At 43.2% G+C, this 25,758-nt stretch carries 23 protein-coding genes; 17 read left to right on the top strand and 6 right to left on the bottom strand.

Annotation, left to right across the window (positions count from 1 at the left end; genetic code table 11):
* Window positions 1–39: 39 nt before the first annotated feature.
* Window positions 40–1,800 (bottom strand): sensor histidine kinase, encoded by a 1,761-nt coding sequence (locus tag BIW53_RS17245; RefSeq protein ID WP_070993261.1) that lies wholly within the window; start codon window positions 1,798–1,800, stop codon window positions 40–42.
* 201 nt (window positions 1,801–2,001) lie between these two features.
* Here BIW53_RS17245 and BIW53_RS17240 point away from each other — a divergent pair, with 201 nt between their 5' ends.
* The 14 genes from BIW53_RS17240 to BIW53_RS17175 all read left to right on the top strand — a co-directional run bounded on the left by BIW53_RS17240 (window position 2,002) and on the right by BIW53_RS17175 (window position 17,972).
* Window positions 2,002–2,370, top strand: coding sequence for a response regulator (locus BIW53_RS17240; protein WP_070993260.1), 369 nt, complete (start codon window positions 2,002–2,004; stop codon window positions 2,368–2,370).
* Between the two features lie 324 nt (window positions 2,371–2,694).
* Window positions 2,695–5,106, top strand: a complete 2,412-nt coding sequence (gene thrA / locus BIW53_RS17235; RefSeq protein WP_070993259.1) for a bifunctional aspartate kinase/homoserine dehydrogenase I — start codon at window positions 2,695–2,697, stop codon at window positions 5,104–5,106.
* A gap of 15 nt (window positions 5,107–5,121) precedes the next feature.
* A complete protein-coding gene (thrB, locus tag BIW53_RS17230) occupies window positions 5,122–6,063 on the top strand; it encodes a homoserine kinase (protein ID WP_070993258.1) in 942 nt (313 codons plus the stop codon).
* A gap of 2 nt (window positions 6,064–6,065) precedes the next feature.
* Window positions 6,066–7,349, top strand: coding sequence for a threonine synthase (gene thrC / locus BIW53_RS17225; protein WP_070993257.1), 1,284 nt, complete (start codon window positions 6,066–6,068; stop codon window positions 7,347–7,349).
* Window positions 7,350–7,590: 241 nt separating this feature from the next.
* A complete protein-coding gene (gene glyA, locus BIW53_RS17220; protein WP_070993256.1) occupies window positions 7,591–8,847 on the top strand; it encodes a serine hydroxymethyltransferase in 1,257 nt (418 codons plus the stop codon).
* An 82-nt stretch (window positions 8,848–8,929) separates the two neighbouring features.
* Window positions 8,930–9,379 carry a transcriptional regulator NrdR gene (nrdR, locus tag BIW53_RS17215; RefSeq protein WP_070993255.1) on the top strand — a complete coding sequence of 150 codons (450 nt, stop codon included), beginning with the start codon at window positions 8,930–8,932 and terminating at the stop codon, window positions 9,377–9,379.
* 2 nt (window positions 9,380–9,381) lie between these two features.
* Window positions 9,382–10,488 (top strand): bifunctional diaminohydroxyphosphoribosylaminopyrimidine deaminase/5-amino-6-(5-phosphoribosylamino)uracil reductase RibD, encoded by a 1,107-nt coding sequence (gene ribD / locus BIW53_RS17210; protein ID WP_070993254.1) that lies wholly within the window; start codon window positions 9,382–9,384, stop codon window positions 10,486–10,488.
* 13 nt (window positions 10,489–10,501) lie between these two features.
* On the top strand, window positions 10,502–11,158 hold the full coding sequence (locus BIW53_RS17205) for a riboflavin synthase (RefSeq protein WP_070993253.1): 657 nt from the start codon (window positions 10,502–10,504) through the stop codon (window positions 11,156–11,158).
* Between the two features lie 29 nt (window positions 11,159–11,187).
* Window positions 11,188–12,300 carry a bifunctional 3,4-dihydroxy-2-butanone-4-phosphate synthase/GTP cyclohydrolase II gene (gene ribBA, locus BIW53_RS17200; RefSeq protein WP_070993252.1) on the top strand — a complete coding sequence of 371 codons (1,113 nt, stop codon included), beginning with the start codon at window positions 11,188–11,190 and terminating at the stop codon, window positions 12,298–12,300.
* Window positions 12,301–12,459: 159 nt separating this feature from the next.
* Window positions 12,460–12,924, top strand: coding sequence for a 6,7-dimethyl-8-ribityllumazine synthase (ribH, locus tag BIW53_RS17195; protein WP_070993251.1), 465 nt, complete (start codon window positions 12,460–12,462; stop codon window positions 12,922–12,924).
* An 11-nt stretch (window positions 12,925–12,935) separates the two neighbouring features.
* Complete coding sequence (nusB, locus tag BIW53_RS17190; protein WP_070993250.1) at window positions 12,936–13,346, top strand: transcription antitermination factor NusB; 411 nt, start codon at window positions 12,936–12,938, stop codon at window positions 13,344–13,346.
* Between the two features lie 42 nt (window positions 13,347–13,388).
* On the top strand, window positions 13,389–14,351 hold the full coding sequence (gene thiL, locus BIW53_RS17185) for a thiamine-phosphate kinase (RefSeq protein WP_070993249.1): 963 nt from the start codon (window positions 13,389–13,391) through the stop codon (window positions 14,349–14,351).
* Between the two features lie 8 nt (window positions 14,352–14,359).
* On the top strand, window positions 14,360–14,845 hold the full coding sequence (locus tag BIW53_RS17180; protein ID WP_070993248.1) for a phosphatidylglycerophosphatase A family protein: 486 nt from the start codon (window positions 14,360–14,362) through the stop codon (window positions 14,843–14,845).
* A 34-nt stretch (window positions 14,846–14,879) separates the two neighbouring features.
* Window positions 14,880–17,972, top strand: coding sequence for a ligand-binding sensor domain-containing diguanylate cyclase (locus BIW53_RS17175; RefSeq protein ID WP_070993506.1), 3,093 nt, complete (start codon window positions 14,880–14,882; stop codon window positions 17,970–17,972).
* Here BIW53_RS17175 and BIW53_RS17170 read toward each other — a convergent pair.
* The 4 genes from BIW53_RS17170 to BIW53_RS17155 all read right to left on the bottom strand — a co-directional run bounded on the left by BIW53_RS17170 (window position 17,969) and on the right by BIW53_RS17155 (window position 21,427).
* Window positions 17,969–18,268, bottom strand: coding sequence for an Mpo1-like protein (locus BIW53_RS17170; protein ID WP_070993247.1), 300 nt, complete (start codon window positions 18,266–18,268; stop codon window positions 17,969–17,971). The two genes, BIW53_RS17175 and BIW53_RS17170, sit on opposite strands and share 4 nt — an antisense overlap.
* A 43-nt stretch (window positions 18,269–18,311) precedes the next feature.
* Window positions 18,312–20,171 carry a 1-deoxy-D-xylulose-5-phosphate synthase gene (gene dxs, locus BIW53_RS17165; protein WP_070993246.1) on the bottom strand — a complete coding sequence of 620 codons (1,860 nt, stop codon included), beginning with the start codon at window positions 20,169–20,171 and terminating at the stop codon, window positions 18,312–18,314.
* Between the two features lie 122 nt (window positions 20,172–20,293).
* On the bottom strand, window positions 20,294–21,181 hold the full coding sequence (ispA, locus tag BIW53_RS17160) for a (2E,6E)-farnesyl diphosphate synthase (RefSeq protein ID WP_070993245.1): 888 nt from the start codon (window positions 21,179–21,181) through the stop codon (window positions 20,294–20,296).
* A 3-nt stretch (window positions 21,182–21,184) separates the two neighbouring features.
* The gene (locus tag BIW53_RS17155; protein ID WP_070993244.1) at window positions 21,185–21,427 is read right to left on the bottom strand and encodes an exodeoxyribonuclease VII small subunit; all 243 of its coding nucleotides are present in this window, start codon (window positions 21,425–21,427) and stop codon (window positions 21,185–21,187) included.
* Window positions 21,428–21,751: 324 nt separating this feature from the next.
* Here BIW53_RS17155 and pomA point away from each other — a divergent pair, with 324 nt between their 5' ends.
* Both pomA and BIW53_RS17145 read left to right on the top strand, forming a co-directional pair.
* On the top strand, window positions 21,752–22,519 hold the full coding sequence (gene pomA / locus BIW53_RS17150) for a flagellar motor protein PomA (RefSeq protein ID WP_070993243.1): 768 nt from the start codon (window positions 21,752–21,754) through the stop codon (window positions 22,517–22,519).
* A 5-nt stretch (window positions 22,520–22,524) separates the two neighbouring features.
* Window positions 22,525–23,472: a flagellar motor protein MotB gene (locus BIW53_RS17145; protein ID WP_070993242.1), complete on the top strand. Its 948-nt coding sequence runs from the start codon at window positions 22,525–22,527 to the stop codon at window positions 23,470–23,472.
* Window positions 23,473–23,499: 27 nt separating this feature from the next.
* Here the strand turns inward: BIW53_RS17145 and BIW53_RS17140 are convergent, their stop codons facing one another.
* On the bottom strand, window positions 23,500–24,705 hold the full coding sequence (locus tag BIW53_RS17140; protein WP_084228229.1) for an aromatic amino acid transport family protein: 1,206 nt from the start codon (window positions 24,703–24,705) through the stop codon (window positions 23,500–23,502).
* 414 nt (window positions 24,706–25,119) lie between these two features.
* On the opposite strand from BIW53_RS17140, the gene BIW53_RS17135 reads away from it, so the two are divergent.
* Window positions 25,120–25,758, top strand: coding sequence for a heteromeric transposase endonuclease subunit TnsA (locus BIW53_RS17135; protein ID WP_070993241.1), 639 nt, complete (start codon window positions 25,120–25,122; stop codon window positions 25,756–25,758).

Here is a 25,758-nt window from a genome sequence, read left to right as displayed (position 1 = left end):
AGGACTACACGTAAAACTTTACGAGTAGTCCTAACTGGGTTAGCTGAACATGGTCATGGGGGCTTGCATATTTTTTGGAAATTGAATGTAGTAAGTTAGCCCCTTACCTTCCTCACTGGTTACTTCTATATCTCCATTGAGGGTTTGTTTTACTAAATTCAGAGTAATATGTGTGCCTAAACCGCTGCCACCCTGATCGCGTTTGGTGGTGAAAAATGGGTCAAATAATTTCTCTAATTGTGCTTTAGTCACACCACGGCCGTTGTCTTTATAAACTATTTTAACATCATCATGATCATCGGTAATGATGATATCTATTTCGCCTTTATCAACACCATCAAAACCATGGATCAATGAGTTCATGATCAAGTTAGTAAATATCTGGCTGATAGCTCCAGCGGGCAGGTTTAGGGTTAAATCCTCAGGGCACTCAATGTTGATAATATGCTTGGTTTTTTTGATTTTAGGGTGTAGTGAACGCACAACTTCAGAAAGATACTCTTTGAAGTTAATTTTTCGGACGGCTTCACTCGCCTGATCAACAGCAATTTGTTTAAAGCTGGCAACTAGCTCTGACGCTCTATCAAGATTAGTTGTCAGTAGGCTGGTACTCTGCTTCGCTTCGTTAATAAATTCTTCTAAGGCTTTTGGGGAGAGTGTTTTATCTTTATATGCCGCCTCAAGTTTATTTAAGCGCTCTTGTAAGAATGAGGTTGCCGTGACCCCAATACCAACCGGCGTATTAATATCATGGGTGATACCTGCCACAAGCCCGCCAAGTGCTGCCATTTTTTCTGAGCCAACTAAACGCTCTTGTGCCATATTAAGCTCGTCAACATACCGCTCAAGTTCTTTTTGTTTGGTTAATAGCTCTTGTTCTGTTTGACTACGTAAGTCGACTTCCTCGGTTAGGGTAAGCTTTTGTTTTTCCAACTCATATTTTTGCTGCTGTAAGTCCATCATAGCTTGGCTGAGGTTAGATGTTTTACGTGCGACTTCTTGCTCAAGCTGTAAGTTGTGTTGATCGAGTTTCTCATTGCTTATCAACAATTCTTTTTGTGTTTGATCAAGCTGTTTTCTATATTCTGAGACTTTATCAATTAGTTTGTTGAATGCTTCTTCCATCACCTTCAGTTCATTGCGTTCGGTGGTGCCGATATCAATTTTTCTGCCATCAATATCATCTAATTCAATTTCTTCTATTTGGTCTGTCAGATCGGTAAGGGGCTCGGTGAGTAGGCGGCGAAAGGCAATTAAAAACAAGATAATTAGGAACGTGGTTTTAATCATCGCATTACCGATCAAAAAATAGATCGATATCATAATACGGCTAAATACCACATCTCGGGATGAGAACAGCGTTACGTCGCCAACTTGTGTTGCTCGGCCAGAAAACTCAAAGATAAGTGGGAAGGTATAGCCAAATAGCCCTGATGGTGTGTCTTCAATAATGGCTTCTTCTTGTACCAGTTGCTGACTATAAAGTTCATGAATATCTAAAGAGCGACCCAACTGAGAGATTATCTCACCACTATCATCCCGAACGATGATCCCTTCAATCATAGGGATCGCCAGCAACCCCTCTGCTGTGGTTACTGTTTGTTTGGTATTTAACTCCCAAATTGCGCGTGTAAGACTACGGCTGAATGTTTTTTGCAGCATAGTCAGCTCGTTACGAATGTAGTCTTTGGTATTCACATATTCAGCGACAACCTGACCACAGGTCACTACGAACGTAAGTAGGAAGTAAACCGATAGCACATTCGTGAGTAGCTTTTTAGATAGACTTTTTTGCAGCATGAATGAACTTTGGCTCCCGAAATTAGAGTTAGTGCAGAATAACTAATCATAAACTTAGCTAATAAAGGTTTAAAAATAAATAAATATCTCTGATTTTCACTCTTAAATACTGCTTTACTTTAATTGCAGCTTGCAACACTTACTGATGTAGGAATATTGTGTTATAAGGACGAGGTATAACAAATAATAGTAAAATTAGTAATGACTTACTCAATATTAGTCTGTGATGATTCGACAGTTGCTAGAAAACAAGTTATCCGTTGTCTGTCCAGCGCGCTTGAGGTGAACGTATTACAAGCAAAAGATGGCCTTGAGGCATTAAGCATTTTAAAACAGCAACCTATTGATTTGTTGTGTCTAGACCTCACTATGCCGATATTGGATGGGCTTGGGGTGCTGGAAAAGATGAAAGCAGAGCCAAGCATCGAAACTTTTGTTGTTGTTATATCAGCCGATATTCAACCTGAAATGAAGCACAGAGTCACTCAGTTAGGGGCGATAGATTTTATTGAAAAGCCCGTGGATAGTACTCGACTGATCGAACTTTTGCATCGTTATGGTATCCGCTAAATTACCTAGTTACATTTTATTAACCACTGCCTTTTTCCTATTTTCACTCCATTGATTGTGCCATTGAAACTACCTTTCGCATAAACTAGCCCTTATATGAATTTATGTATGAGTAAATTGCATATTATTTGTCGCATTAAGAGGTTGACAGAGTGCCCATATTTCGGGCAAGCTAAAAAACATGAAAACAAATTTTAACACCACGACCATTATTACAACCACCATCCATTCTGGATAGTGGCATAGGTCGGTGCGTATTTGAAAAAGGCCTGTGTTCACTACGAACACAGGCCTTTTTTCGTTTTAGGAATGAGGAAAATAACAATGCGTGTTTTAAAATTCGGTGGCTCATCACTAGCTAATTTTGAATGTCTGAAGCAAGTTCACAGCTTGATCCTGAATCAAGCAGGAGAGGAAGCCTTGGTTGTACTTTCCGCACCTGGGGGTATGACAGATCAGTTGGTGGAATTGGTGGACTTGGCAGAACAAGGGCAGGACTATAGTGAGCAATGGTTACAACTGGAAAGTCGAGCTCTGGGTTTGCTTGAACAGGTTCAAAATCTATATGGTGATGTGCTTCACTGGCCTGCTTTATCTAGCCTTGCTGAAAAGTTGGCTGGGGTCAAAATGTTACAAAACTGTCCAGATCAAGTCCGAGCCTACGTAATCAGCTTTGGGGAGCGTGTCAGTGTTGCACTTATGCAGACTATGTTGGGCGCTTCACAAGCTGCATACCTTGAAGCGAGTGATTGTATTGTTAGTCATGGTGGTTATTTGGATGCAGAAGTAGACTTACAGTTGAGTCAGGTCAAATTTGTCGCAGCGATGAATGCAAATCCAAGCAAGTACTACATCATGCCCGGATTTACAGCAAGTAACACGCGTGGCGAACTTACGACACTTGGTCGTAACGGTTCGGATTATTCTGCTGCAGTTGCCGCAGCTTGTTTACGCGCTGAAGTCTGTCAAATATGGACTGATGTCGATGGAGTCTATAACGCCGACCCGCGTTTTATTAAAAAGGCGAGCAAAATTGACTGGTTATCATACAAAGAAGCGATGGAGTTATCTTATTTTGGTGCCAAGGTACTGCATCCAAAAACCATTCTTCCTTGTGCTAAATTTTCGGTGCCTTGTGAGATAAAAAATACACATAACCCAGATGTTGCTGGCTCCGTAATAAGTAATGAGCGACGAGGTGATGAAGCCGTAAAAGCCTTATCTAGTTTAGAGAATCTTGCGATGTTGACTGTCTCTGGACCTGGAATGAAGGGCAAAGTTGGCATGGCGGCTCGAGTATTTGGCGCGTTGGCCAACGATAATGTTTCAATTGTTTTAATCACCCAATCATCTTGTGAGTTTAGTATCAGCTTTTGCGTACATGAGTCAGATTTGGATTTAGCACTGAATGCGCTAGAGCAAGCTTTTGAACTAGAGGCACAAGCAGGCTTGATAGAACCGGTCCAAGTACAACGTGAATTGGCAATTATCACGCTAGTGGGTGATAACATGAAAGCCCATAAAGGACTTGCTGCAAAATTCTTTGCATCATTGGCACAGGCACAACTTAATATCGTTGCAATTGCTCAAGATTCTACAGAAAGCGCTATCTCAGCGGTGATTGATGGGGCGCGTTGTAACGATGCGGTGAAAGTTTGCCACGAAAACTTTTTCACGCACATACCTTCAATTGACGTCTTTTTACTTGGTTGTGGACTTGTGGGTCAGGAGCTTATCAAACAGCTTGAAAAGCAACAGACTTGGCTTGAAGCACGCAACATTAAGCTTAATCTTTATGGGGTAGCTAATTCTAAGCAGCTATATCTGAATGCGGACGGTGTGCCGTTTGACTCATGGCAGTCAGAACTGGCAAATCAACGCCAAGGGTTCTCGTTGCAGCGGGTTGAAGAATTCGTCAAAGCCAATCATTTGATAAATCCTGTGTTGGTAGATTGTTCTTCATCTCAGTATTTGGCAGATCAATACGTTGATTTTTTAAATGCGGGTTTCCATGTGGTTGCAGCCAATAAAAAAGCAAATACAGGCAGTTATGACTACTACCAAGCCCTCACTTTAGCTGCTCAGCGTAAACAAAGAAAGTTCTTGTATGAGACTAATGTAGGCGCTGGTTTGCCAGTATTAGACAACTTGCAGTTGTTATTTGGTGCAGGCGATGAGTTGCTTTCATTCAATGGTATTTTATCAGGGTCTCTGTCGTATATGTTCGGTGCCTTGCAAGACGGCTTGAGCCTGTCTGAGGCGACAGCAAAAGCTAAGAGCAACGGTTTTACCGAACCCGATCCTAGAGATGATTTATCAGGCACTGATGTTGCGAGAAAGCTACTGATCATTGCACGTGAATCCGGATTGAAACTTGAACTCAGTGATATAGAAGTGGAATCGGTTGTGCCTGAAGAATTTGCGCCAGGAACTTCTGTTGACGAGTTTATGGCACGCTTACCTGAACTGGATGCTAGCTTCGCTGATAAAATTCAAAGTGCAGCCAATGAAGGAAAGGTACTTCGCTATGTGGGCAGCATTGAAAATGGTCGTTGTCGTGTAGGCATTGAAGCGGTGGACAAAGCGCATGCACTGTATGACATTCGTGATGGAGAGAACGCGCTTGCAATTTTGAGTCAATATTATCAACCACGTCCATTTGTGATCCGTGGTTATGGTGCCGGTGCGGAGGTAACTTCAGCTGGTGTATTTGCCGATATTCTTAAAACTTTATAGGGTGAGGAAGTACAAATGATCTCTATTTATGCGCCAGCCTCTGTCGGTAATTTTTGTGTTGGCTTTGACTCGTTAGGTGCCGCTTTGGCGCCTATTGATGGTTCATTGTTAGGGGATGTTGTTCATATTGAGCAGTCACATCAGGATAGTTTTACTTGTACGGGTCCCTATGCAGATAAACTGCCTGGTGATGCCCATGAAAATTTGTCATATCAATGCTTACTTCACTTTAGGGAACATGTAGCCCCCGAAATGCCAGCTGTTGCTTTAACACTTGAAAAGCGTTTGCCAATTGGTTCGGGGTTAGGCTCTAGTGCTTGTTCAGTGGTTGCTACATTTGCAGCACTAGACCAGTATGCAGGTACTCAATTGTCACAAGAAGCGATGATTGAATTGATGGCCGACTTTGAGGGTAAAGTTAGTGGTGCTCGTCACTATGACAATATTACTCCTTGTTATTTGGGGGGGCTACAGCTTACGGCGGATATTGTGCCCAATAAAGCTCTCGCATTACCTGTTGATGAACGCTGGTATTACGTAGCGGCGTACCCAGGTTTTGCCTTAAATACTGCTAAAGCCCGTGGTGTATTGCCTAAGCAGTTGTCGATGCATAGTGCTGTAGAATTCGCACAGCGACTTTCAAGCTTTTGTTTGCTGATGCAAAGTGGTCGTTTTGATGAAGCTTTGGGCATGATGCAAGATGACTTGGCTGAACCACATCGCCAGGCTTTAATTTCAGGTTTTAGTGATGCAAAAGCAGCGCTGCCTGAATTAGGCGCTAAACAGGTCAGTATTTCAGGTGCAGGTCCTACATTATTTGCGATTTGTAAATCGTTAGAAGATGCCCAGCAATGCCAACAATGGCTTGAACAACACTATATAAATGAACATGGCTTCAGCCATATCTGTAAACTCGATAACCTAGGTACTCGTGCCGTTTCTCAAGGAGCTAAATAAAAATGCAATTGGTTAATTTAAAAGATGATAATCAAAAAGTGACGTTTACAGAAGCGGTGAAAACAGGCTTAGGACGTAATCAAGGGGTGTTTTTCCCAACAGATTTGAAGCCTCTGAACGATATTGACGCATTGCTAGAGTTACCTTTTGTAGAGCGCAGCACACAGATATTGTCACACCTTATTGGCGATGAATTACCCAAAGATACCTTGGCGGATATGGTAAAACGTGCGTTCAACTTTCCCGTTGAATTAGTGAAGGTCGATGAAAAAAATTACTGTTTAGAGCTGTTCCATGGTCCAACATTGGCGTTTAAAGATTTTGGTGGACGCTTTATGGCTGAGTGTATTGGTCTGTTCAGTCAAGGGGAGCGAGTGACAATTCTAACCGCAACCAGTGGTGATACTGGCGCGGCCGTGGCACACGCATTTTACAATAAGCCAAACGTTGATGTGGTTATTTTGTACCCTGAAGGTAAGATTTCGCTGGCCCAACAAAAGCTGTTTACCACCTTAGGTGGCAACATTCACTGTTATGCTGTTGCAGGTAGTTTTGATGATTGTCAGGCGCTGGTAAAACAAGCATTTTTAGATGATGAAGTGAAAGAAAAGTTGGGCTTAAACTCAGCTAACTCAATCAATATCAGTCGCTTACTCGCTCAAGTATGCTACTACTTCGAAGCATTGGCACAATTACCAAAAGAAGAGCGCGGCGCGGTTCATGTATCGGTGCCAAGTGGTAACTTTGGTAACGTATGTGCAGCAATGATAGCTTCGGTTATCGGCTTACCTGTGGATAAGCTCTCTGCAACGACCAACCAAAATGACACTGTGCCACGCTATATTGAATCCGGACAATGGTTACCGAATGCAACGCTTGAGTCTCTGTCGAATGCAATGGATGTGAGTAAACCTAATAATTGGCCTCGAGTTCAAAGTATGTTGGACGGTGGTAAATTTGATAAACATGATTTTTATTCACGTTGTGTAAGTGAGCAACGTACACAAGAAGTGATGCGAGAAGTTGCTGCTAATGGTTATATTGCTGAGCCACATACGGCGATAGCTTATGAAGGGCTAAATCTAGATAAAGACGCCGAAAGTACCGGTGTATTTTTAGCAACTGCTCATCCGGCAAAATTTAAAGACTCGGTAGAACAAGTGCTAGCGCAGCAAATTGATATGCCAGACGTGTTGCAAAGCGCATTGGACAAAGTGTGTTTAGCGCAGCCAATGACTGCTGATTATGAGCAACTCAAAGCGGCAATATTTGCTAAATTGCTGTAGTCAAAAGTGAAGTCGGGTGGTGACTGAGCAAGGTCTCACCTGACTTAAACATTAAAATAGTTAATTCCATACTTGAAACTCATAAATAAAATAAATGTTAAAATAAAAAAATATCATTACTTTAACACTGTGAAATAAATTCAATCCCTGTTTAAATATGCTCATGCCAAGATCATAGGCATGATACGCATTAGAGCGTACAATATGGCTTTTAATACCTTACGTGCACCTAGGAGACCCCATGTTAGAACGTAACATGAACATTGCAGATTTTGACCCTGAATTAGCAAAAGCGATTGCGCTTGAAACTACGCGCCAAGAAGAGCACATTGAGCTTATCGCTTCTGAAAACTACTGTAGCCCACGAGTATTAGAGGCACAGGGGTCTCAGTTAACTAATAAATACGCAGAAGGTTACCCTGGTAAGCGTTACTATGGTGGCTGTGAACACGTTGATGTAGTTGAGCAACTGGCAATTGATCGTGCCAATGAGTTGTTTGGTTCAAACTACGCAAACGTTCAACCTCATGCAGGTTCACAGGCAAATGCCGCTGTATTCCAAGCGCTGCTTCAGCCACACGATACTGTATTAGGTATGAGCCTAGCGCATGGTGGTCACTTAACACACGGCTCACACGTTAACTTTTCAGGCAAAACATACAATGCAATTCAATATGGTTTGAACGAAGAGACTGGTGAGATTGACTATGCACAAGTAGAAGCACTTGCGCTTGAGCACAAGCCTAAAATGATCATTGGTGGCTTCTCGGCGTACTCTGGTATTGTTGATTGGGCTAAGTTCCGTGAAATCGCTGATAAAGTTGGTGCTTATTTACTGGTAGATATGGCACACGTTGCAGGTTTAGTTGCAGCTGGTGTATACCCAAGCCCAGTACCACATGCCCATGTTGTAACCACAACAACGCACAAAACACTTGCGGGTCCACGTGGTGGCTTGATTATTTCAGCTTGCAATGACGAAGATATTTATAAAAAGCTGAACAGCGCAGTTTTCCCAGGTGGCCAAGGTGGTCCTTTATGTCATGTGATTGCAGCTAAAGCGGTTGCATTTAAAGAAGCATTACAGCCTGAGTTTAAAGAATACCAAAAGCAAGTGGTTAAGAATGCACAAGCAATGGTTGCTGTATTACAAGAGCGTGGTTACAAAGTCGTATCAGGTAAAACAGAAAATCACTTATTCTTACTTGATTTGATCGACAAAGATATTACGGGTAAAGATGCTGATGCAGCACTTGGCCGCGCTAACATCACGGTAAACAAAAACTCAGTACCTAACGATCCACGCTCTCCGTTTGTTACTTCAGGTTTACGTATTGGTTCACCTGCAATCACACGTCGTGGCTTCAAAGAAGCTGAGTCAAAAGAGTTAGCTGGCTGGATGTGTGACGTACTGGACAACATCAATGATGAGTCTGTACAAGCGCAGGTAAAAGAGAAAGTAAAAGCTATCTGTGCAAAATTACCTGTTTACGCATAATTTTACGCACAAAACAGCATTTTTTGTTATTATGAAGGCCGCTATAGCGGCCTTTTTCGTAAGATTTCTAAAGTGAACTAATATGCACTGTCCTTTTTGTACTGCCAAAGATACCAAAGTAATCGATTCTCGTTTAGTCAGCTCAGGCCATCAGGTTAGAAGGCGAAGAGAGTGTATTGAGTGTCATGAGCGCTTCACTACCTTCGAAGGCGCTGAATTGGTGATGCCTAGAGTGATCAAGCAAGATGGCTCTAGAGAACCTTTCAATGAAGACAAACTTGTCAATGGGCTTGCCCGTGCACTAGAAAAACGTCCTGTCAGTACAGAGCAGATAGATGAAGTGATCCATGAAATTAAATCAAAGATCCGAGCGACTGGAGAACGTGAAGTACCTAGCCACTTGATTGGTGAATGTATTATGGAAGCGTTGAAAAAGCTCGATAAAGTGGCATATGTACGTTTTGCTTCTGTTTACCGTTCATTTGAAGATATTAGAGAATTTGGTGAGGAAATTGCGAGGCTGGGTGATTAAGTATGTTCAGTGAGCAAGATCATCACTACATGGCAATGGCCATTGCGTTGGCGAAGAAAGGTCGTTTTACCACTACGCCAAACCCTAATGTTGGGTGTGTGATTGTTAAAGATAATCAAATAGTTGGTCAAGGTTATCATCAACGTGCCGGAGACGCCCACGCAGAAGTGCATGCTTTGCGACAAGCCGCTGATAAAGCGGTAGGTGCTACCGCGTACGTAACCTTAGAGCCTTGTAGTCACCATGGACGTACGCCTCCTTGTGCTGAGGGGCTAATAAATGCCGGTGTGTGTCGGGTTGTTGCCGCTATGGTCGACCCCAATCCAAAAGTAGCTGGTAGAGGGCTTGCCCTGCTGCAACAAGCGGGCGTAGAAACAGCATATGGCTTACTCGAAAACGAAGCGCGGGCATTGAATCGTGGGTTCTTGAAGCGTATGGAGCAAGGGTTACCTTATGTCACTTGCAAACTTGCCGCGAGTTTAGATGGTAAAACAGCATTAAAAAACGGTCAGAGCAAGTGGATAACAGGGCCATTAGCACGTCGCGATGTACAACAGTTCAGAGCACAAAGTTGCGCTATCCTAACTGGCGCAGATACGGTGATTGTGGACGATGCCAAGTTGAACGTACGAGAAAATGAGTGTGCTATTGAGCTACCACAAGGTCATGCATTGAGGCAACCTGTCAGAGTTATCATCGACTCGCAAAACCGCTTAACACCTGAACTTGCAGTATTTCAAATAGATGCGCCGATAATAATTTTTCGAACACACCTTGATAATAATCACCAATGGCCTCATTTTGTAGAGCAAATTGAGCTCAAAGCAGAGCATGGTAAAGTGTCTTGCCGAGCAGCGCTCAAACATTTGGCAAGTTGCGGCATAAACAGTGTGTGGTTGGAGTCAGGAGCTACCCTCGCGGGTGTTTTCGCACAGCAACAACTCATCGATGAATATGTGGTATATTTGGCTCCCAAACTAATCGGGCACCAAGGTAAAAGTTTATTTCATTTACCTGAAATAACCATGATGGATGATGCGGCCCAGTTGGAATTCACAGATGTGACCCGAATTGGTGATGACATTCGTATTACGGCTAAAACTTGCTAATTTAAGAGGCAATATGTTTACAGGTATTATTGAAGCAACAGGTATATTAAGCGAGTTGAGAGCTGTGCAGGGTGATTTAGTCGTTCGCGTCAGTAGTTCTGATTTGGATATGTGCGATGTAAACCTAGGCGACAGCATTGCAACCAATGGCGTGTGTTTAACTGTAGTTGAAAAGTTCAAAGACGGTTTTCGAGCTGATCTCTCAAATGAAACCATTAAGTTAACACAGTTTGCTCATTATAAAACGGGGCAAAAAGTGAATTTAGAAAAGGCGTTACAACCGATTTCGAGATTGGGTGGTCACTTAGTTTCGGGCCACGTTGATGGTATCGCAACCGTGACCGCGATAGAAAGTAATGCGCGAGCAACAGAATATTGGTTAGAAGCGCCTGCCGAATTGATGAAATATATTCCTCATAAAGGCTCGGTGGCGATTGATGGTATAAGTTTGACCGTCAACGAAGTAAAAAGCCACCAGTTTAAACTTACGATAGTGCCCCATACGGCACAAGAAACGACCATTGCGGACCTAAAAGTCGGCAGTCAGGTCAATTTAGAAGTCGATCAAATAGCCCGTTATTTAGAGCGTTTGGTGCTAGGAGCGCAACCCCAGGCTAACGAGTCTACTCTCACAGCCAGCTTGTTAGCCAAAGCGGGCTTTATAAAATAACCCCAAAACCTTAATCAGACAGGTAGATTATGAATTTAAACAGCGCACAAGAAATTATCGATGACATTAAGGCCGGTAAAATGGTCATTTTAATGGACGATGAAGACCGTGAAAATGAAGGTGATTTGATCATTGCCGCGGAGCATATTTCAGCGGATGCGATCAACTTTATGGCCACTTACGGCCGCGGCTTAATTTGTTTGACGATGACGCAAGAGCGCTGTAAACAACTAGACTTACCTCTTATGGTGCGCAATAACGGCGCTCAGTTCTCGACTAACTTCACCTTATCTATTGAGGCCGCAAAAGGGGTTACAACGGGAATTTCAGCAGCAGACAGAGCGCGTACTGTGCAAGCCGCTGTAGCAAAAGGAGCGCTTCCAGAAGATATCGTACAACCTGGTCACATTTTTCCTATTATGGCTCAACCAGGTGGCGTGTTGACGCGAGCTGGGCATACAGAAGCTGGGTGTGACTTAGCTCGTCTAGCAGGGCTGGAGCCCGCATCTGTAATTGTGGAAATCTTAAATCCAGACGGAACAATGGCACGTCGTCCACAGTTAGAAGTATTTGCCAAAGAGCATAATATTAAAATCGGCACAATTGCTGACCTAATTGAGTACAGAAACCTCAATGAAACGACGATTGAGAAGGTTGCTCAATGTAAGTTGCCTACCGAATATGGCGAGTTTGATTTAGTCACGTATAAAGACACTATTGATAATCAACTACATTACGCGTTAGTTAAAGGTGAAGTAAAGCCAGGGGATACCACTTTGGTCCGTGTTCACTTACAAAGCACCTTTAATGACATCTTACTTTCAGACCGTGGTGCAGAAAGAAGTTGGAGTCTGCACGGTGCTATGCAGTATATCAGTGAACACAATGGTGTATTGGTGGTACTTGGCAAACAAGAACAAAGCTCAGAAATTGAGGCGATGGTTAAAGCATTTGCTGCGCAAGATCAGGGTGAACAAGTAAACGTACGTAAATTCCAAGGAACTTCTCGTACAGTGGGTGTGGGGTCACAAATTCTGGCCGATTTGGGGATTCAGAAAATGCGACTGATGAGTATGCCTAAGAAGTATCATGCTCTATCAGGTTTCCACCTAGAAGTTGTTGATTACGTAGAGCCACAATAAGACAGAAAAAGTTGCAAGAGAGCGGGCCCAATATAGGCCCGTTTTAAGTTGTTTGGGGATAGTTAAAATTGTGCTATCATGCGGCCCAATTTGGCAATTGCTGGACCGAGATTTCGGTACATGCTTCAGCGTTGGTATTTATAAGATTAGGATCATCTAATGAACATTATTGAAGGTAACAAATATGCACCGGGCAAGAAATTTGCCATTGTTATTTCTCGTTTTAACGACTTTATCGGTAAAAGCCTGCTTGAAGGTGCTGTAGATGAGTTAAAGAGAACAGGTGGCGTAAGCGATGAAGATATCACCGTTGTTTACGTACCGGGTGCCGTTGAGTTACCTCTTGCAGCTAAACGTATTGCGATGAAAAAGCAGTTTGATGCGATCATTGCATTAGGCGTTATCATCCGTGGTGGTACACCGCATTTCGATTTAGTTGCAAATGAGTCAAATAAAGGTCTGGCAAGTGTATCACTAGACTATGATATCCCAGTTGCATTTGGCGTACTAACCACTGAAAGCATCGAGCAAGCCATTGAACGTGCGGGCACCAAAATGGGCAATAAGGGCGGCGAAGCTGCACTTGGCGCTTTAGAAATGGTAAACGTGCTAGAGCAAATTTAAGAGGATCCTCTGTGAAACCAGCAGCAAGACGTAAAGCACGCATATTGGCTTTACAAGCCGTTTATTCTTGGCAATTAAGTGGTAACCCTATCGCCGACATCGAACAACAAATGTTGATCGAGAACGATGTATCGAAAGTAGACGTTGAATACTTCAAAGATTTAGCGCGTGGTGTAGCGGTAAATCAAAAGCAACTTGATGAAATAGTAAAGCCACATTTGTCACGACCTTTCGATGATTTAGATGAAGTCGAAAGAGCGGTACTAAGAGTGAGTGCCTATGAACTTAAGTTCAGAGAAGATGTACCGTATAAAGTTGCTATCAACGAAGGTATTGAACTGGCCAAAATATTTGGTGCGGAAGACAGCCATAAATTTGTGAATGGTGTCCTAGATAAAGCCGTAAAAGATATTCGCAAGTAAGGCCAAATAAAGGAGAGCCGGCGTTGGCCGGCTTTTTTGTATATGAAGGAATTTGAACTCATCAATCGTTATTTCACAGGAAGAGGCATTACTCGCCGTGATGTTGATCTGGGTATTGGTGATGATTGCGCACTGATCAGTGTGCCAGAGAACTGCCAATTAGCAGTGACAACAGACACCTTGGTAGAAGGTGTACATTTCTTTGCTGATATTCCTCCACGAGCTTTGGGTCATCGTATTTTGGCGGTTAACTTGAGTGATCTGGCCGCAATGGGGGCAGAACCAGCTTGGGTATCAATTGGTCTAACGCTGTCACATATTGACCAACAGTGGCTTGAAGAGTTCACTGAAGGTATGCACGACATTGCTGAATACTATAATGTGCAAATTATCGGTGGAGACACGACTGAAGGGCCGTTAACCATTACGGTGTGTGCAAAAGGTATTGTGCCAAAGGGTAAAGCTCTGACTCGTTCAGGTGCCAAAAATGGCGATTGGATTTATGTTACAGGTCCATTAGGGGATTCAGGTCTTGCCATTGAAGCACGCAAACAGGGTTGGAATATTGCACCTGAACATTTGAAAAGCGCAACTGAGCGTTTTAACTTTCCTTCGCCGAGAGTGGCAGCAGGCCAAGTCCTCAGAGGCACTGCAACCTCCGCCATCGATATTTCGGATGGTTTAGTCGCTGATCTGTCACACATTCTTCGACAATCTGGCGTCGGTGCCGTCATTCACGCCGATAAGGTGCCTACATCCGAAGCATTGAATAGTTTAAGTGACGATAATGTTCGTCTCAAATTGGCGCTAGCCTATGGTGATGATTATGAACTGCTATATACCGTTAGCGACGATAACAAGAATTTGCTTGAAGCCAAGCTACAGCAGTATGGTGTAGAGCCGGTATGTATTGGGCAAATTATTAATAATGACGGCAAGTTAGAATTACTTTACCACAACCAGACATGGCCACTTCCCGATGTTGGCTTTGAACATTTTAGCTAGGAGTTGCTTTGGCTAAGCAGTATAAATTTGATCTTAAGCGCCCTCATCAGTTTTTTGGTTTAGGTTTTGGTCTGGGGTTGTCCCCAATCGCCCCAGGAACTTTTGGCACGTTAGCGGCATTACCACTTATTTTTATTACCGCAAATTATCCACTGTGGTTACAAATAGTATTTGCCATTGTCATTAGTGTATTTGGCTTATGGGTGTGTGGTCAAACAGCCAAAGATGTACAGGTTCATGATCACCCTGCCATTGTTTGGGATGAGGTAGCGGGCTTTTATATCACTATGTTGGGGGCTGCATTAAGTTGGCAATCTTTGATTGTTGGTTTTTTATTGTTTCGATTTTTTGATATTGTAAAGCCTGGACCGATAAAAATGCTTGATAAAAGACTTCATGGTGGCTTTGGAATTATGGTCGATGACGTGCTTGCTGGTATTTTTTCATTGATTTGTGTACAGGCTTTGTTTAAAACTGGTGTTTTAACGGGCTGATATTAGGCAGAAAATAGTGTCAACTATGGACAGAATGTTAAGGTTAGTATTTGTTGTGGCGGTGAGCGTGATGGCTCATTTTGCACAGGCTTCAATTAACGATTATGTGGTCAAACAATGGAACTTACAAAACGGCCTGCCTTCACAGTCTATTAAAAGCATTACACAAGACAGACAGGGTTATATTTGGCTGGCGACTCAATTTGGTTTGAGTCGTTTTGATGGTCAAAAGTTTACCAATCTCACCACACAAAACACAGATTTCCTGCGTTCTAATGCGATCCACAAGTTATTAGTCGGTAGAGACGGGATGTTATGGATTGGCACTCGTCGTGGTGTGCATCGTTTAGACCCGCAAACCCTTGAGGTTGAATCACTGGATATACAAGGACCTGTTAGGGACTTATTAGAAGATCAGCAGGGGAGTATTTGGGTTGCGGCAAATGGTTTGCACTATATTTCCCACACAAGCCTCTCCGTCGCTAGCGGGACGTCTGTTCAGTCTCGAAAGCTGTCAGCGGTTAGGATCAATCAGATTGTCGGTGCGGTAACCAAAATGGCTCTGGCGTCGGATGGTATCTGGTTGGTCAATGAACGTCATCTGCTAAAAATTAAACAATCTAGTTCATCTACTGAAAATGCATTTAGGCTGGAGCTATCTAGTCGTCTTTCACTACCACAACAACTTGCTCAAACCATACTACATGACTTGGCTTGGATAGATGGTCGCTTGTTTTTAGCAACTGAGCTAGGCGCTTATTTTCTAGATATTGATGAAGTGCTTCGCCGTTACGACGAAATTGGTAACACCGCCGTGTACAAGTTTATGAGTGACGGTGAAGGTGGTGTCTGGGTGTCGACTTCCAACAATTTGATGTTTAGAGAAGGTCGAGGCGAGTGGCAATCCGTGCGTCCTGTACTTTCTGAACAAAGTGTATGGTTTTCAGATATTTTCAAAGACAGAGAGAATAATATTTGGCTGGCTAGCTTGAATGAGGGGCTGTGGTTTGCGCATGCTGGTAAAGTAGAGCGGTACTCCGTTGGAAATGATGTCAATCAAGGTATCACTGCTATTACTCGAGCACCCAATGGAACAATCTGGGTGGCAAATCGCTATGGTGTTGGCATTTTAGATGAGAGCAATCAATATCAACAAATGATTGATATGAACCGCCTACAACGCCTTACAGTGAATGACTTAGAGTTTCAGGGGGATACACTGTTGATGGGCACTGACAGAGGCGTTTTAGCCTATGAGCAGGGGGAGCTTCGTAGCCTTCCACATCGAGAGTTAAGACAAAACCCCGTGTTTTCAATTAGCCCTTCTAATGAAGGTGGGTTGTGGTTTGGTACAGGGCGAGGCCTGTATCGACTTGAATATTCAGAGCTAACGCCATTTAATTACAACACATTCTTAGGTAGCCAATTTGTCACTTTTGTGGTCGACTTCCCGACATTTGGTTTTATTGGTACGAATAAAGGGGCATATCGCTATAACGAGCGTGGTATCGAAAAGCTTGGAGGTCAAACTTCGTTAGAGACCGCTTATATTACCAGTATATTCCATATTCAAGATGTTGCGACCCTAATAGGTTCTTGGAGTGATGGGCTATTTTATCGTACAGCAGCAGGTCAGTGGTATCAGTTAGATGCGTCAAATGGCTTGCCATATGGTTCTATTACATCGTTATATTTCGATAAACAGCTTCGCCAAGTGTGGGTCGGAACTAAAAAAGGTGTATATCGTATGCCTGTAGCACAGTTCAAAGGTCCGATCACAAACCTAAAAGTTGATCAGGTTATCAGCCAATTTGATAGGCAGTTAGATGGTAAAGCGAGTCGCTGTTGTTCAGGGTTTGGTCATGATGCAGTTATGGAAACGATGGAGGCTATTTGGTATCCAAGTTCCCAAGGTGTAGTCAGAATACCTAAAAATATGCAACTATTTGGCTCCGATGAACTGATGCTAAAGCTGGAAGCTGTATATACACCAGAGCGACGTATTGCAGGTAAAGCGCTACAAGATAAAATCTTTCTTGATACCTCAGAACGAGATCTGACGGTGCAGTACACCGCAATTGATTTCTATGCGCCCCAGAGCATTGAATTTAGATATCGGCTACTTAGTAATGGCATGACAAGTGGAGATTGGCGAGAAACGCCAAACCGCCAAGATGCTATCTATACTAACTTATCACCAGGCTCATATGTATTCGAATTGCAGGCGAAAAGGCGAGGGCAAGACTGGCTGGCCGCCACTTCTAAGCAGGTGGACATCTCAATCCCTAGGCGATTTGATGAAACTATGTATTTTAGGCTATTGATCACCTGTGGATTTGCGTTCTTATTTTATCTTATATTCTGGGTATTTAGAGCGCAGGAGCGACGCAAGCATCAGGCGCTAGAGGACTTAGTGGCTGAACGTACAACAGAGCTTAGAAAAGCGAACGAAAAGCTCAATCAAGTCAATACTCAGTTAAAACTGGTCAGTCATACGGATGAGTTGACAGGCTTGCGAAGCCGTCGCTTCTTATTCGATCAGTTACCCAAAGATGTGGAACACTTTCAGCGCAACGCGCAGTCGTTACAGCAGCAAAACAAAAGTCTGGTGCTGATGATACTCAATATTGATAAATTCAGTAAAGTGAACGACGCCTATGGTCCCATCGGTGGAGATAGCTGCTTGCAGCAGATGGCTGCCTTGCTGAATTCAAGAACTCAGGGTTCTGACTACGTTGCGCGCTGGAGTGGTGATGAGTTCCTACTTCTACTTCGTGATTTTAAGCGTGATGATGTGGATAATTATGCTAGAGAGCTGTGTAAAGCGGTTGCGGATTTTGACTTTATGCTGCCAAATGGCAAGTCGATGTCAATGAGTATCTCAATGGGTTGGTCTTTATATCCATTGCCATTATTGGGCGGACAAGTGATTGGCTGGGAAGCATCGGTCAATCTGGCTGACATTGCACTTCATCAGGTTAAACAACGTGGTGGCGACGGCGCTGCAACGATTATATTTGATGACCAACTTGACGCTTTTGAGTTTGAGCAAAGCAGCAATGTTGAGTCACAGCTTGAAGTACTACAAAGTAATGGCTTAGCTGAAGTTAAAGTATGGATGCGTTAAGTCCGTTTTGTTATCCATCGCCAATACATGACCCAATCAGCAACAAATGAGTAAAATGGGTGGGTAAAAGTCGCGGGGTGGTTATGTTCAAATACATAATGACCTACCCAAGCAAAGCCATAGCCGAAACACGGCGCAAGCAGCAAATACATAGCGTCGTGCCAATAAAAAGCAGCGAAAAAGGTTACAATCACCATAGTGCTGCCCAGATAGTGGCAAATTCGGCACCAAGGGTTTTGATGCTGCTGTAGGTAGTACGGGTAAAACTCTTGAAATGTCTTAAACTGCTTTTCCATTGACCTGACCTAGCGTTAAAAAAAGGAGCATTTGCTCCTTTTTTTATACTAGCTTTTGCACTTTTTGCAAGATCCCTTGTTCATCAAGGTTCATTTGCGCGTGCATTTCGTCTTGTGTGCCATGCTTGATAAACTCATCTGGTAAGCCCAAATGAGTGATGCTAGGTGCAGCTCCAATGCTTGCAAAGAACTCGCTAACAGCACTCCCTGCACCGCCTGCGATTGCATTGTCTTCAAGAGTGATGAAATGTGAGTGTGTTTTGACAAGTTCACTCAACAACTCGGTATCAAGAGGTTTCACAAAACGCATGTCAACCAGCGTTGTGTCGCATTGCTGGGCGGCAAGCTTTGCGTTATGTAATAAGGTACCAAAGTTGAGTATGGCAACCTTTTGGCCGTTCCTTATTATGTTAGCTTTGCCTATTGGGAGCTTCTGCATAGTTAGCTGTACCTCAGCATCACCGGCGCTGCCCCTTGGGTAGCGTACTGCGACTGGGCCATCATAGCTATAGCCTGTGTGGAGCATATGACGACACTCATTGGTGTCACTGGGTGCCATGATAACCATATTAGGAATACAGCGCATAAAGCTTAAATCGTAGGCTCCTTGGTGTGTTTCACCATCGGCTCCCACAACTCCCGCACGGTCAATTGCAAATAGTACAGGTAAGTTTTGTAATGCAACATCATGGATCAATTGGTCATATGCACGTTGTAAAAAACTTGAATAGATAGCAACGACGGGTTTTAATCCCTCACAGGCGAAGCCTGCGGCCAGTGTTACCGCGTGTTGCTCAGCAATAGCGACATCAAAATACTGCTCTGGATACTCTTTTGAGAAACGTACCATGCCTGAACCCTCACGCATGGCGGGGGTGATTGCCATTAGCCTTTTATCATCAGCGGCTTGATCACATAGCCAATCACCAAACACCTTTGAGAATGTTGGTGCGCTTGGTTTAGATTTCGGCAAACTATGAACACTTGGATCGAACTTTGGCACCGCGTGATAGCCAATCGGATCGGCTTCAGCGGGCTTATAACCTTTACCTTTTTGGGTTTTGATATGTAGTAGCTGAGGGCCTTTCAAATTACGCATATTGCGCAGCGTATCTACCAGCATATTGACATCATGACCATCAATAGGGCCGATGTAATTGAGTCCTAGTTCTTCGAAGAAAGTTCCAGGTATAACCATACCTTTGAGATGTTCTTCCATGCGACTCGCCAGCTCTTTGACTGGAGGGACGCCTGAGAGTAGTTTTTTACTGCCTTCACGAATATTGGTGTAGAAACTGCCTGACAAAATACGCGCAAAGTGATTATTTAGCGCACCTACGTTTTCAGAGATAGACATTTCATTGTCATTGAGCACTATCAGCATATCCGACTTAATATCACCGGCATGGTTCATAGCTTCAAACGCCATACCTGCGGTGATAGCGCCATCACCGATCACGGCGACTGTTTTCCTACCCTTACCTTCTCTTTGTGCCGCGATAGACATGCCCAAAGCTGCAGAGATAGAAGTACTTGAATGGCCAACACTGAATGTGTCGTACTCACTTTCTTCTCTATAAGGGAATGGATGCAAACCATCTTTTTGACGGATCGTGTGAATTTTGCTGCGACGACCCGTTAAAATTTTATGTGGATAGGCTTGATGTCCAACGTCCCAAATTAGGCGATCTTCAGGTGTGTTATAGACGTAATGTAAAGCAACCGTGAGCTCTACCGTGCCTAAACCTGAAGCAAAATGACCACTGCTTTGCGACACCGAGTTTAATAAGTAATCTCTCAGCTCATCGCTGAGCGTGTTAAGTTTGTGCTGCGGTAACTGTCGCAGTTGCTTCGGTTCATCAACCAAAGCTAATAAGGGGTACTTGCTACTATCCAATTTCATCGTATCGATTATTTGTCCTACGCAAACTTCGCACAATTATATACAAAGGCTGCGGTTAATTTTATTTATTTTATGCAAATTAGCCATTAATTTGTCATGAACTTAGACTAAGAGAACGACTTTTAATAGTTACGTTCAATAATATAGTGGGCTAAACTGGCCAGAACTTCAGTATCTTGATCTATATCTTCCAAAGCTTTTAGCGCTTGCTGAATTAAGCTGCGGGCTTTTTGTTTGGCACCATCTAAGCCTAACAATGCAGGGTAGGTGGATTTTTTGTTTTCAATATCAGAACCTTTGGGTTTGCCCAAAGATTCGGTATCCCCTTCAATATCAAGAATATCGTCCTGCACTTGAAATGCTAAGCCAATATTTTTTGCATACTGACGTAGAGCATTAAAGGTATTGTCGCCGACGTTGGGCGAACATAAGGCGCCAAGTTCAATGGCTGCGCTTAGTAGGGCACCGGTTTTTAAACGATGAACACGCTCTAACTCAGTAAGAGATATTGCTTTGTTAGTCCCTTCTAAATCGAGCGCTTGACCACCAACCATGCCTTGTATTCCTGCGGCTCGAGCAAGAACATTTATCATCTTGATTTGCTGTTCAGGGGCAATTTTAAATTTATGCTCGCTGAGCAGTTCAAATGCCATAGTTTGTAACGCGTCACCTGCCAGAATCGCTTGTGCTTCGTCAAAGGCAATGTGGCAGGTAGGCTTGCCTCGACGTAAATCGTCGTCATCCATAGCGGGCAAATCGTCATGCACCAAAGAATAACTGTGAACACATTCAATCGCTGCAGCGGCAACGTCTAAATCCTCAATAGCTGCGCCAAATAGATTTCCTGTCGCGTAAACTAAGAATGGTCTGAGTCTTTTACCACCATTGTTGATACTGTAGTAAGTAGCAGCCTTAACTGTTTCGTCGGTATCCAGAGGTTGCGCAAAATAATTAGCGATAAATGTTGCTAAACGCTCTTGTGTATCTTGTAGTTGTTCTTGTAATTGCACGGTTTATTCCACGTCACCTTGAAATGGTACAGCTTCACTGTGCGTATCATTGGCCATAAGAATTGAGACTTTTTGCTCGGCTTGTTGCAGTTTACTGGTCGAAGAATTAGCAAGTGCTATGCCGCGTTCGAATTGCTTGAGTGATTGCTCAAGAGTCAGTGAACCTTGCTCCATAGAGTGAACGATTCCCTCTAATTCGGCCATTGCTTCTTCAAAACTCAGATTTTCTGGTTTTTTTGTTGCCATGATGATGTCTCGTTACCTAACCAATTTAAGACTAAATGAATTTAAGAGCCCAATTCTAGGGCCAATGTAGTGCGAGGTCAAAGTTTGCAGTACTATTTTGCGATACCGTTACACCCAGTGGTAGGTTTTTGTACCAAAGAGTGGCTCGCAATTTCGGTGCTTTTTAATATAATTGACTTAAGATATTCAGTAGCTTGCCGATAAACAATGGCTTAGTAAACGCCTTGCACTCGTTTCAATAAAAAATGGCATGTGTTTTGAATGTCTTATGACACTGGACATCTGAGCAACAATATAGAATAGATAAGACTCTCTGGAGGGTATGTGGATTTAGCAACCGTTATTGGTATCCTGGGCGCGATAGGCCTGATTGTGATGTCCATGTTCATGAGTAGTGACGGTGAGATAGGCATGTTTGCTGATGCTGCCTCTAGCGTCATTGTGTTTGGTGGCTCATTGTTTATCGTATTAGCTAACTTTTCAATGTCTAAGTTTTTTGCCATCGGTAAGGTTGTTGGCAAAGCCTTCATGTTCAAAATAGAGACACCTGAAGAATTAATTGAAAAAGCGGTAGAATTAGCTGATTCGGCGCGTAAAGGCGGATTTTTGGCATTAGAGGAAGCGGACATACCTAACTCGTTCATGCGAAAAGGGGTTGATATGTTGGTGGATGGACACGATGCGGATGTGGTTAGAGCTACGCTGCAAAAAGACATTGCCTTAACATCTAGCCGTCATGAATCTGGCGCACTGCTATTTAAAAAGCTCGGTGATATCGCTCCTGCGATGGGGATGATAGGTACATTGATTGGTCTGGTTGCTATGTTATCTAACATGGATGATCCCAAAGCAATTGGTCCTGCGATGGCGGTGGCGTTATTAACCACCCTTTATGGCGCGTTTTTGGCCAACGTTGTGGCAATTCCTATTCAATCAAAACTAGAGCTGCGTAAAGACGAAGAGGAATTGAACCAAAGGTTGATCTTAGATGCAATTTTGGGGATCCAAGATGGTCAAAACCCTAAAGTTATCGAAGGTATTTTGAAAAACTACTTACCTGAATCTAAACGTCTGCATGAGAAAGAGGAATAGCGACTATGTCTTCTTCTGACGAGAAAGAATGTAAATGTCCACCTCCAGGCTTGCCTGCTTGGATGGGGACGTTTGCCGATCTAATGTCGCTATTAATGTGTTTTTTCGTATTGTTACTCGCTTTCTCGGAAATGGACGTATTAAAATTCAAGCAAATAGCGGGCTCAATGAAGTTTGCATTTGGTGTACAAAATAAAATCGAAGTTAAAGATATCCCTAAAGGGACCAGTGTCATCGCTATGGAGTTTACACCGGGTAAACCGGAACCTACACCGATTGAAACTATTCAGCAGCAAACTGTAGAAATGACCCAGCAAATGTTGGAGTTTCAGGCTGGTGAAGAAAGTTCCGCAGGGGGACGCCAAGAGCAGCGTGGCAACAAGCGTGGCGGTGATTCACAAAGTACTTCACAAGAGCAGGCGATGACACAAGCTATTGCAGCGGCGGAGCAAGAGCAGGTAAATGAGTTAGTTAAAAAGATTGCCCAGCAGATGGAAAAACAAATCATGGATGGGGCTATTGAACTTGAATCTCTGGGGCAGCAAATCATCATACGCATACAAGAAAATGGTGCATTTCCATCGGGGAGTGCATTTTTACAGCCCAAATTTACACCTGTCATTAGAGAAATAGCCGATTTATTGAAAGACGTACCGGGTGAAATTACGGTTTCAGGGCATACCGATGATTTTCAAGTTAGTAATGAGTTATACAGTAACAACTGGGATCTATCGGCAACGCGAGCTGTGGCGGTTGCCAGTGAAATGGTTAAAGCCCCAGGTTTTGATAAAAACCGCTTAGTCGTGGTGGGTCATGCTGATACCAGACCGTTGGTGCCAAATGAAACCAATGCAGACAGGCGACGCAATCGCCGAGTCGAGATATCTATTTTACAAGGTAAACCACAGGAGTCTGACCCAATTGAAGTCAGGCAGGACCCACAAAGCAACTAATGATAGCTGCTTTGTGGAGTATTGTTTTTATCCTAGAGAAGGAATGACGCCCGTCATTTGCAAACCTTGTGCTGCAATTATTGCAATGCCACACAGCGCCGCCATCGCGAGTCCTAAAGTACCGCCTCTTACCTGATAACCTGTCGTGGGTGTTCCACGACGGCGCTGTGACCACACCATCGCAACGGGTAAAAACACTGCCAGAACAACCAATGCGATAGCCGCATAGCCCAGTGCCATAATAAAACCTTTAGGATAGAACAAGGCAAAACCAAGAGGTGGCAAGAAAGTGATCAAAGCCGTTTTGCTTCGATCCAAGTTTCCATTTCCTTTTTTAAGTGCGTCAGCAAAGAAGTCGAATAATCCTAAGCTTACCCCTAAAAATGATGTGGCGAGGGCTAAGTCGGCAAAAATCGTTACAAAAGTTGTAATATGCGGATTGTGGGCAATGTTAGAAATATTATTAACAAACCCAGTTAGCCCTTCACTTTGCATCAAGCTTTGTTGACTCATAACACCTTGGCTTAATAGTTGCCAGAACACATAAATGGTTAATGGAAGTGCAGCACCAAACATCATGACGCGACGCAGTGACTTGATGTCTAAGCCGACGTACTTCACCACCGATGGAATGGAGCCATGGAAACCAAAAGAAGTGAACACCACAGGAATGGCAGATATTACAAGTCCCTGTTCGATGGGCATATCCAATAGATGTTGGCCGTGCACATAAGGAGTCAACACGTAAAATAGGCTAGCTAACACGATAAGCTTGATACTGAAAAGCACCTTGTTGAGTTTGTCAACTGTGCTGGTACCTGCGGTAACGACCGTAGCCACAATAATAGCTAGAACAACGGAACCAACTTGTGGGGCGACTTGCATACCTAACGCGTTGTTAATTTTCTCTTGTAACTGGGCTCCGCCGCCTGCAATATAGGCCGCACATAGCGCGTAAAATAAAAAAACCATAGAGAAGTTTGCAATATACTGCCCACGTTTACCTAAAATAGACTTAGCGAGGGTATTGAGCGTTGCGTCGGCACTGGCATACTGGTGGAGCTCAAGCATTAGTAATGCGGTATAGGTCATAAGTAACCAAGACAGCACAATCAAGATCAATGCTGTGGTAAATCCCAATCCCGCAGATGCAATCGGAAGCGCTAGCATACCTGCGCCTATCGTTGTACCTGCTACGATCAGCATACTCCCCAGTGTTTTATTTTTAAGCACAAATAGCCCCTTTGTGTGTGAGAGAGTCCAGCAAGATATACTGCTGTGCAATAAATTGGAATAGTTTTGCCATAAATCAATGTTAACGATTGTAATCTATGTTTTACGAGCAAGTTATTTAGCAACAGAATGTAGCAAACTTGCTGCCTTGAAATGGTCTTACCACGTTAGTGATAGATAAAAAAAAAGCGCCGAAGAGCGCTTTTTTTCTGAGTAGAAAGAGTGTTATTTTACTTCTGTGAATTCCATCGCTTTTTTGTACTGAAACCTCAATTTAGAGTCGAAATTACATCGCTATAGGCTACTATTAACATAGTTGAGTCTGTTTAAAACCTAATTTACATCTTTATATTGTACTGGATGTTTGCGGTGGTTTTTTAAATAGTCTTTGTATATCAAATATATTAGGTATTTATGCCCGTAAGAACCATTCCAAAAAACTATCGCAATGTGACAGGAATTGCAGCGCACAGTAAAGCTGATGGGCAAGCAATGTTTGAGTCAACACTGGAGCGAGACTTTATAAGTCTACTTGAATTCGACAAGCACATAAGTCGGTTTGAGGTTCAGCCAGTTAAAATTACGTGGCTAAATAATGAAGACAAGCGACGTAGTTATACGCCTGATGTACTAGCCTTCAGGCAAGGTGAAAAACCCACTTTATATGAAGTAAAGTATCGAAGTGATCTCAAGGTAAATTGGGACAAGCTACAGCCGAAGTTCCGGATGGCTATCAAATATGCAAAGGAAAATCAGTGGAGGTTTAAAATCGTCACTGAAAAGGAAATTAGAACACCCTATCTGGAGTCAGTTAAGTTTCTTCTTCCTTTTATAAGGCAAGGTGCTAGTGAAGAAGCAGATATGGCGTTGCTAGTTGGAAATTTAAAAAAGCTTGGGCGCGCAACACCAACAGGATTACTTGAAAAGATATACTCTGATCCGTGGAATCAAGCCAGACTGTTGCCAACATTGTGGTATCTGATTGGAACGGGCCAAATTGGCATGAATCTCAACCAAAAGATCACCATGACACGAGAAATATGGAGCTGTTGA

The sequence above is a fragment of the Pseudoalteromonas byunsanensis genome (assembly GCF_001854475.1).
Classification (GTDB): domain Bacteria; phylum Pseudomonadota; class Gammaproteobacteria; order Enterobacterales; family Alteromonadaceae; genus Pseudoalteromonas; species Pseudoalteromonas byunsanensis.
This window is presented reverse-complemented; position numbering and strand designations above follow the sequence as displayed.

Excerpts from the sequence above, each read along its gene's own strand:
- BIW53_RS17245 (WP_070993261.1), bottom strand. The coding sequence starts at position 1,800 with ATGCTGCAAAAAAGTCTATCTAAAAAGCTACTCACGAATGTGCTATCG.
- BIW53_RS17240 (WP_070993260.1), top strand. The coding sequence starts at position 2,002 with ATGACTTACTCAATATTAGTCTGTGATGATTCGACAGTTGCTAGAAAA.
- thrA (WP_070993259.1), top strand. The coding sequence starts at position 2,695 with ATGCGTGTTTTAAAATTCGGTGGCTCATCACTAGCTAATTTTGAATGT.
- thrB (WP_070993258.1), top strand. The coding sequence starts at position 5,122 with ATGATCTCTATTTATGCGCCAGCCTCTGTCGGTAATTTTTGTGTTGGC.
- thrC (WP_070993257.1), top strand. The coding sequence starts at position 6,066 with ATGCAATTGGTTAATTTAAAAGATGATAATCAAAAAGTGACGTTTACA.
- glyA (WP_070993256.1), top strand. The coding sequence starts at position 7,591 with ATGTTAGAACGTAACATGAACATTGCAGATTTTGACCCTGAATTAGCA.
- nrdR (WP_070993255.1), top strand. The coding sequence starts at position 8,930 with ATGCACTGTCCTTTTTGTACTGCCAAAGATACCAAAGTAATCGATTCT.
- ribD (WP_070993254.1), top strand. The coding sequence starts at position 9,382 with ATGTTCAGTGAGCAAGATCATCACTACATGGCAATGGCCATTGCGTTG.
- BIW53_RS17205 (WP_070993253.1), top strand. The coding sequence starts at position 10,502 with ATGTTTACAGGTATTATTGAAGCAACAGGTATATTAAGCGAGTTGAGA.
- ribBA (WP_070993252.1), top strand. The coding sequence starts at position 11,188 with ATGAATTTAAACAGCGCACAAGAAATTATCGATGACATTAAGGCCGGT.
- ribH (WP_070993251.1), top strand. The coding sequence starts at position 12,460 with ATGAACATTATTGAAGGTAACAAATATGCACCGGGCAAGAAATTTGCC.
- thiL (WP_070993249.1), top strand. The coding sequence starts at position 13,389 with ATGAAGGAATTTGAACTCATCAATCGTTATTTCACAGGAAGAGGCATT.
- BIW53_RS17175 (WP_070993506.1), top strand. The coding sequence starts at position 14,880 with ATGTTAAGGTTAGTATTTGTTGTGGCGGTGAGCGTGATGGCTCATTTT.
- BIW53_RS17170 (WP_070993247.1), bottom strand. The coding sequence starts at position 18,268 with ATGGAAAAGCAGTTTAAGACATTTCAAGAGTTTTACCCGTACTACCTA.
- dxs (WP_070993246.1), bottom strand. The coding sequence starts at position 20,171 with ATGAAATTGGATAGTAGCAAGTACCCCTTATTAGCTTTGGTTGATGAA.
- BIW53_RS17155 (WP_070993244.1), bottom strand. The coding sequence starts at position 21,427 with ATGGCAACAAAAAAACCAGAAAATCTGAGTTTTGAAGAAGCAATGGCC.
- BIW53_RS17145 (WP_070993242.1), top strand. The coding sequence starts at position 22,525 with ATGTCTTCTTCTGACGAGAAAGAATGTAAATGTCCACCTCCAGGCTTG.
- BIW53_RS17135 (WP_070993241.1), top strand. The coding sequence starts at position 25,120 with ATGCCCGTAAGAACCATTCCAAAAAACTATCGCAATGTGACAGGAATT.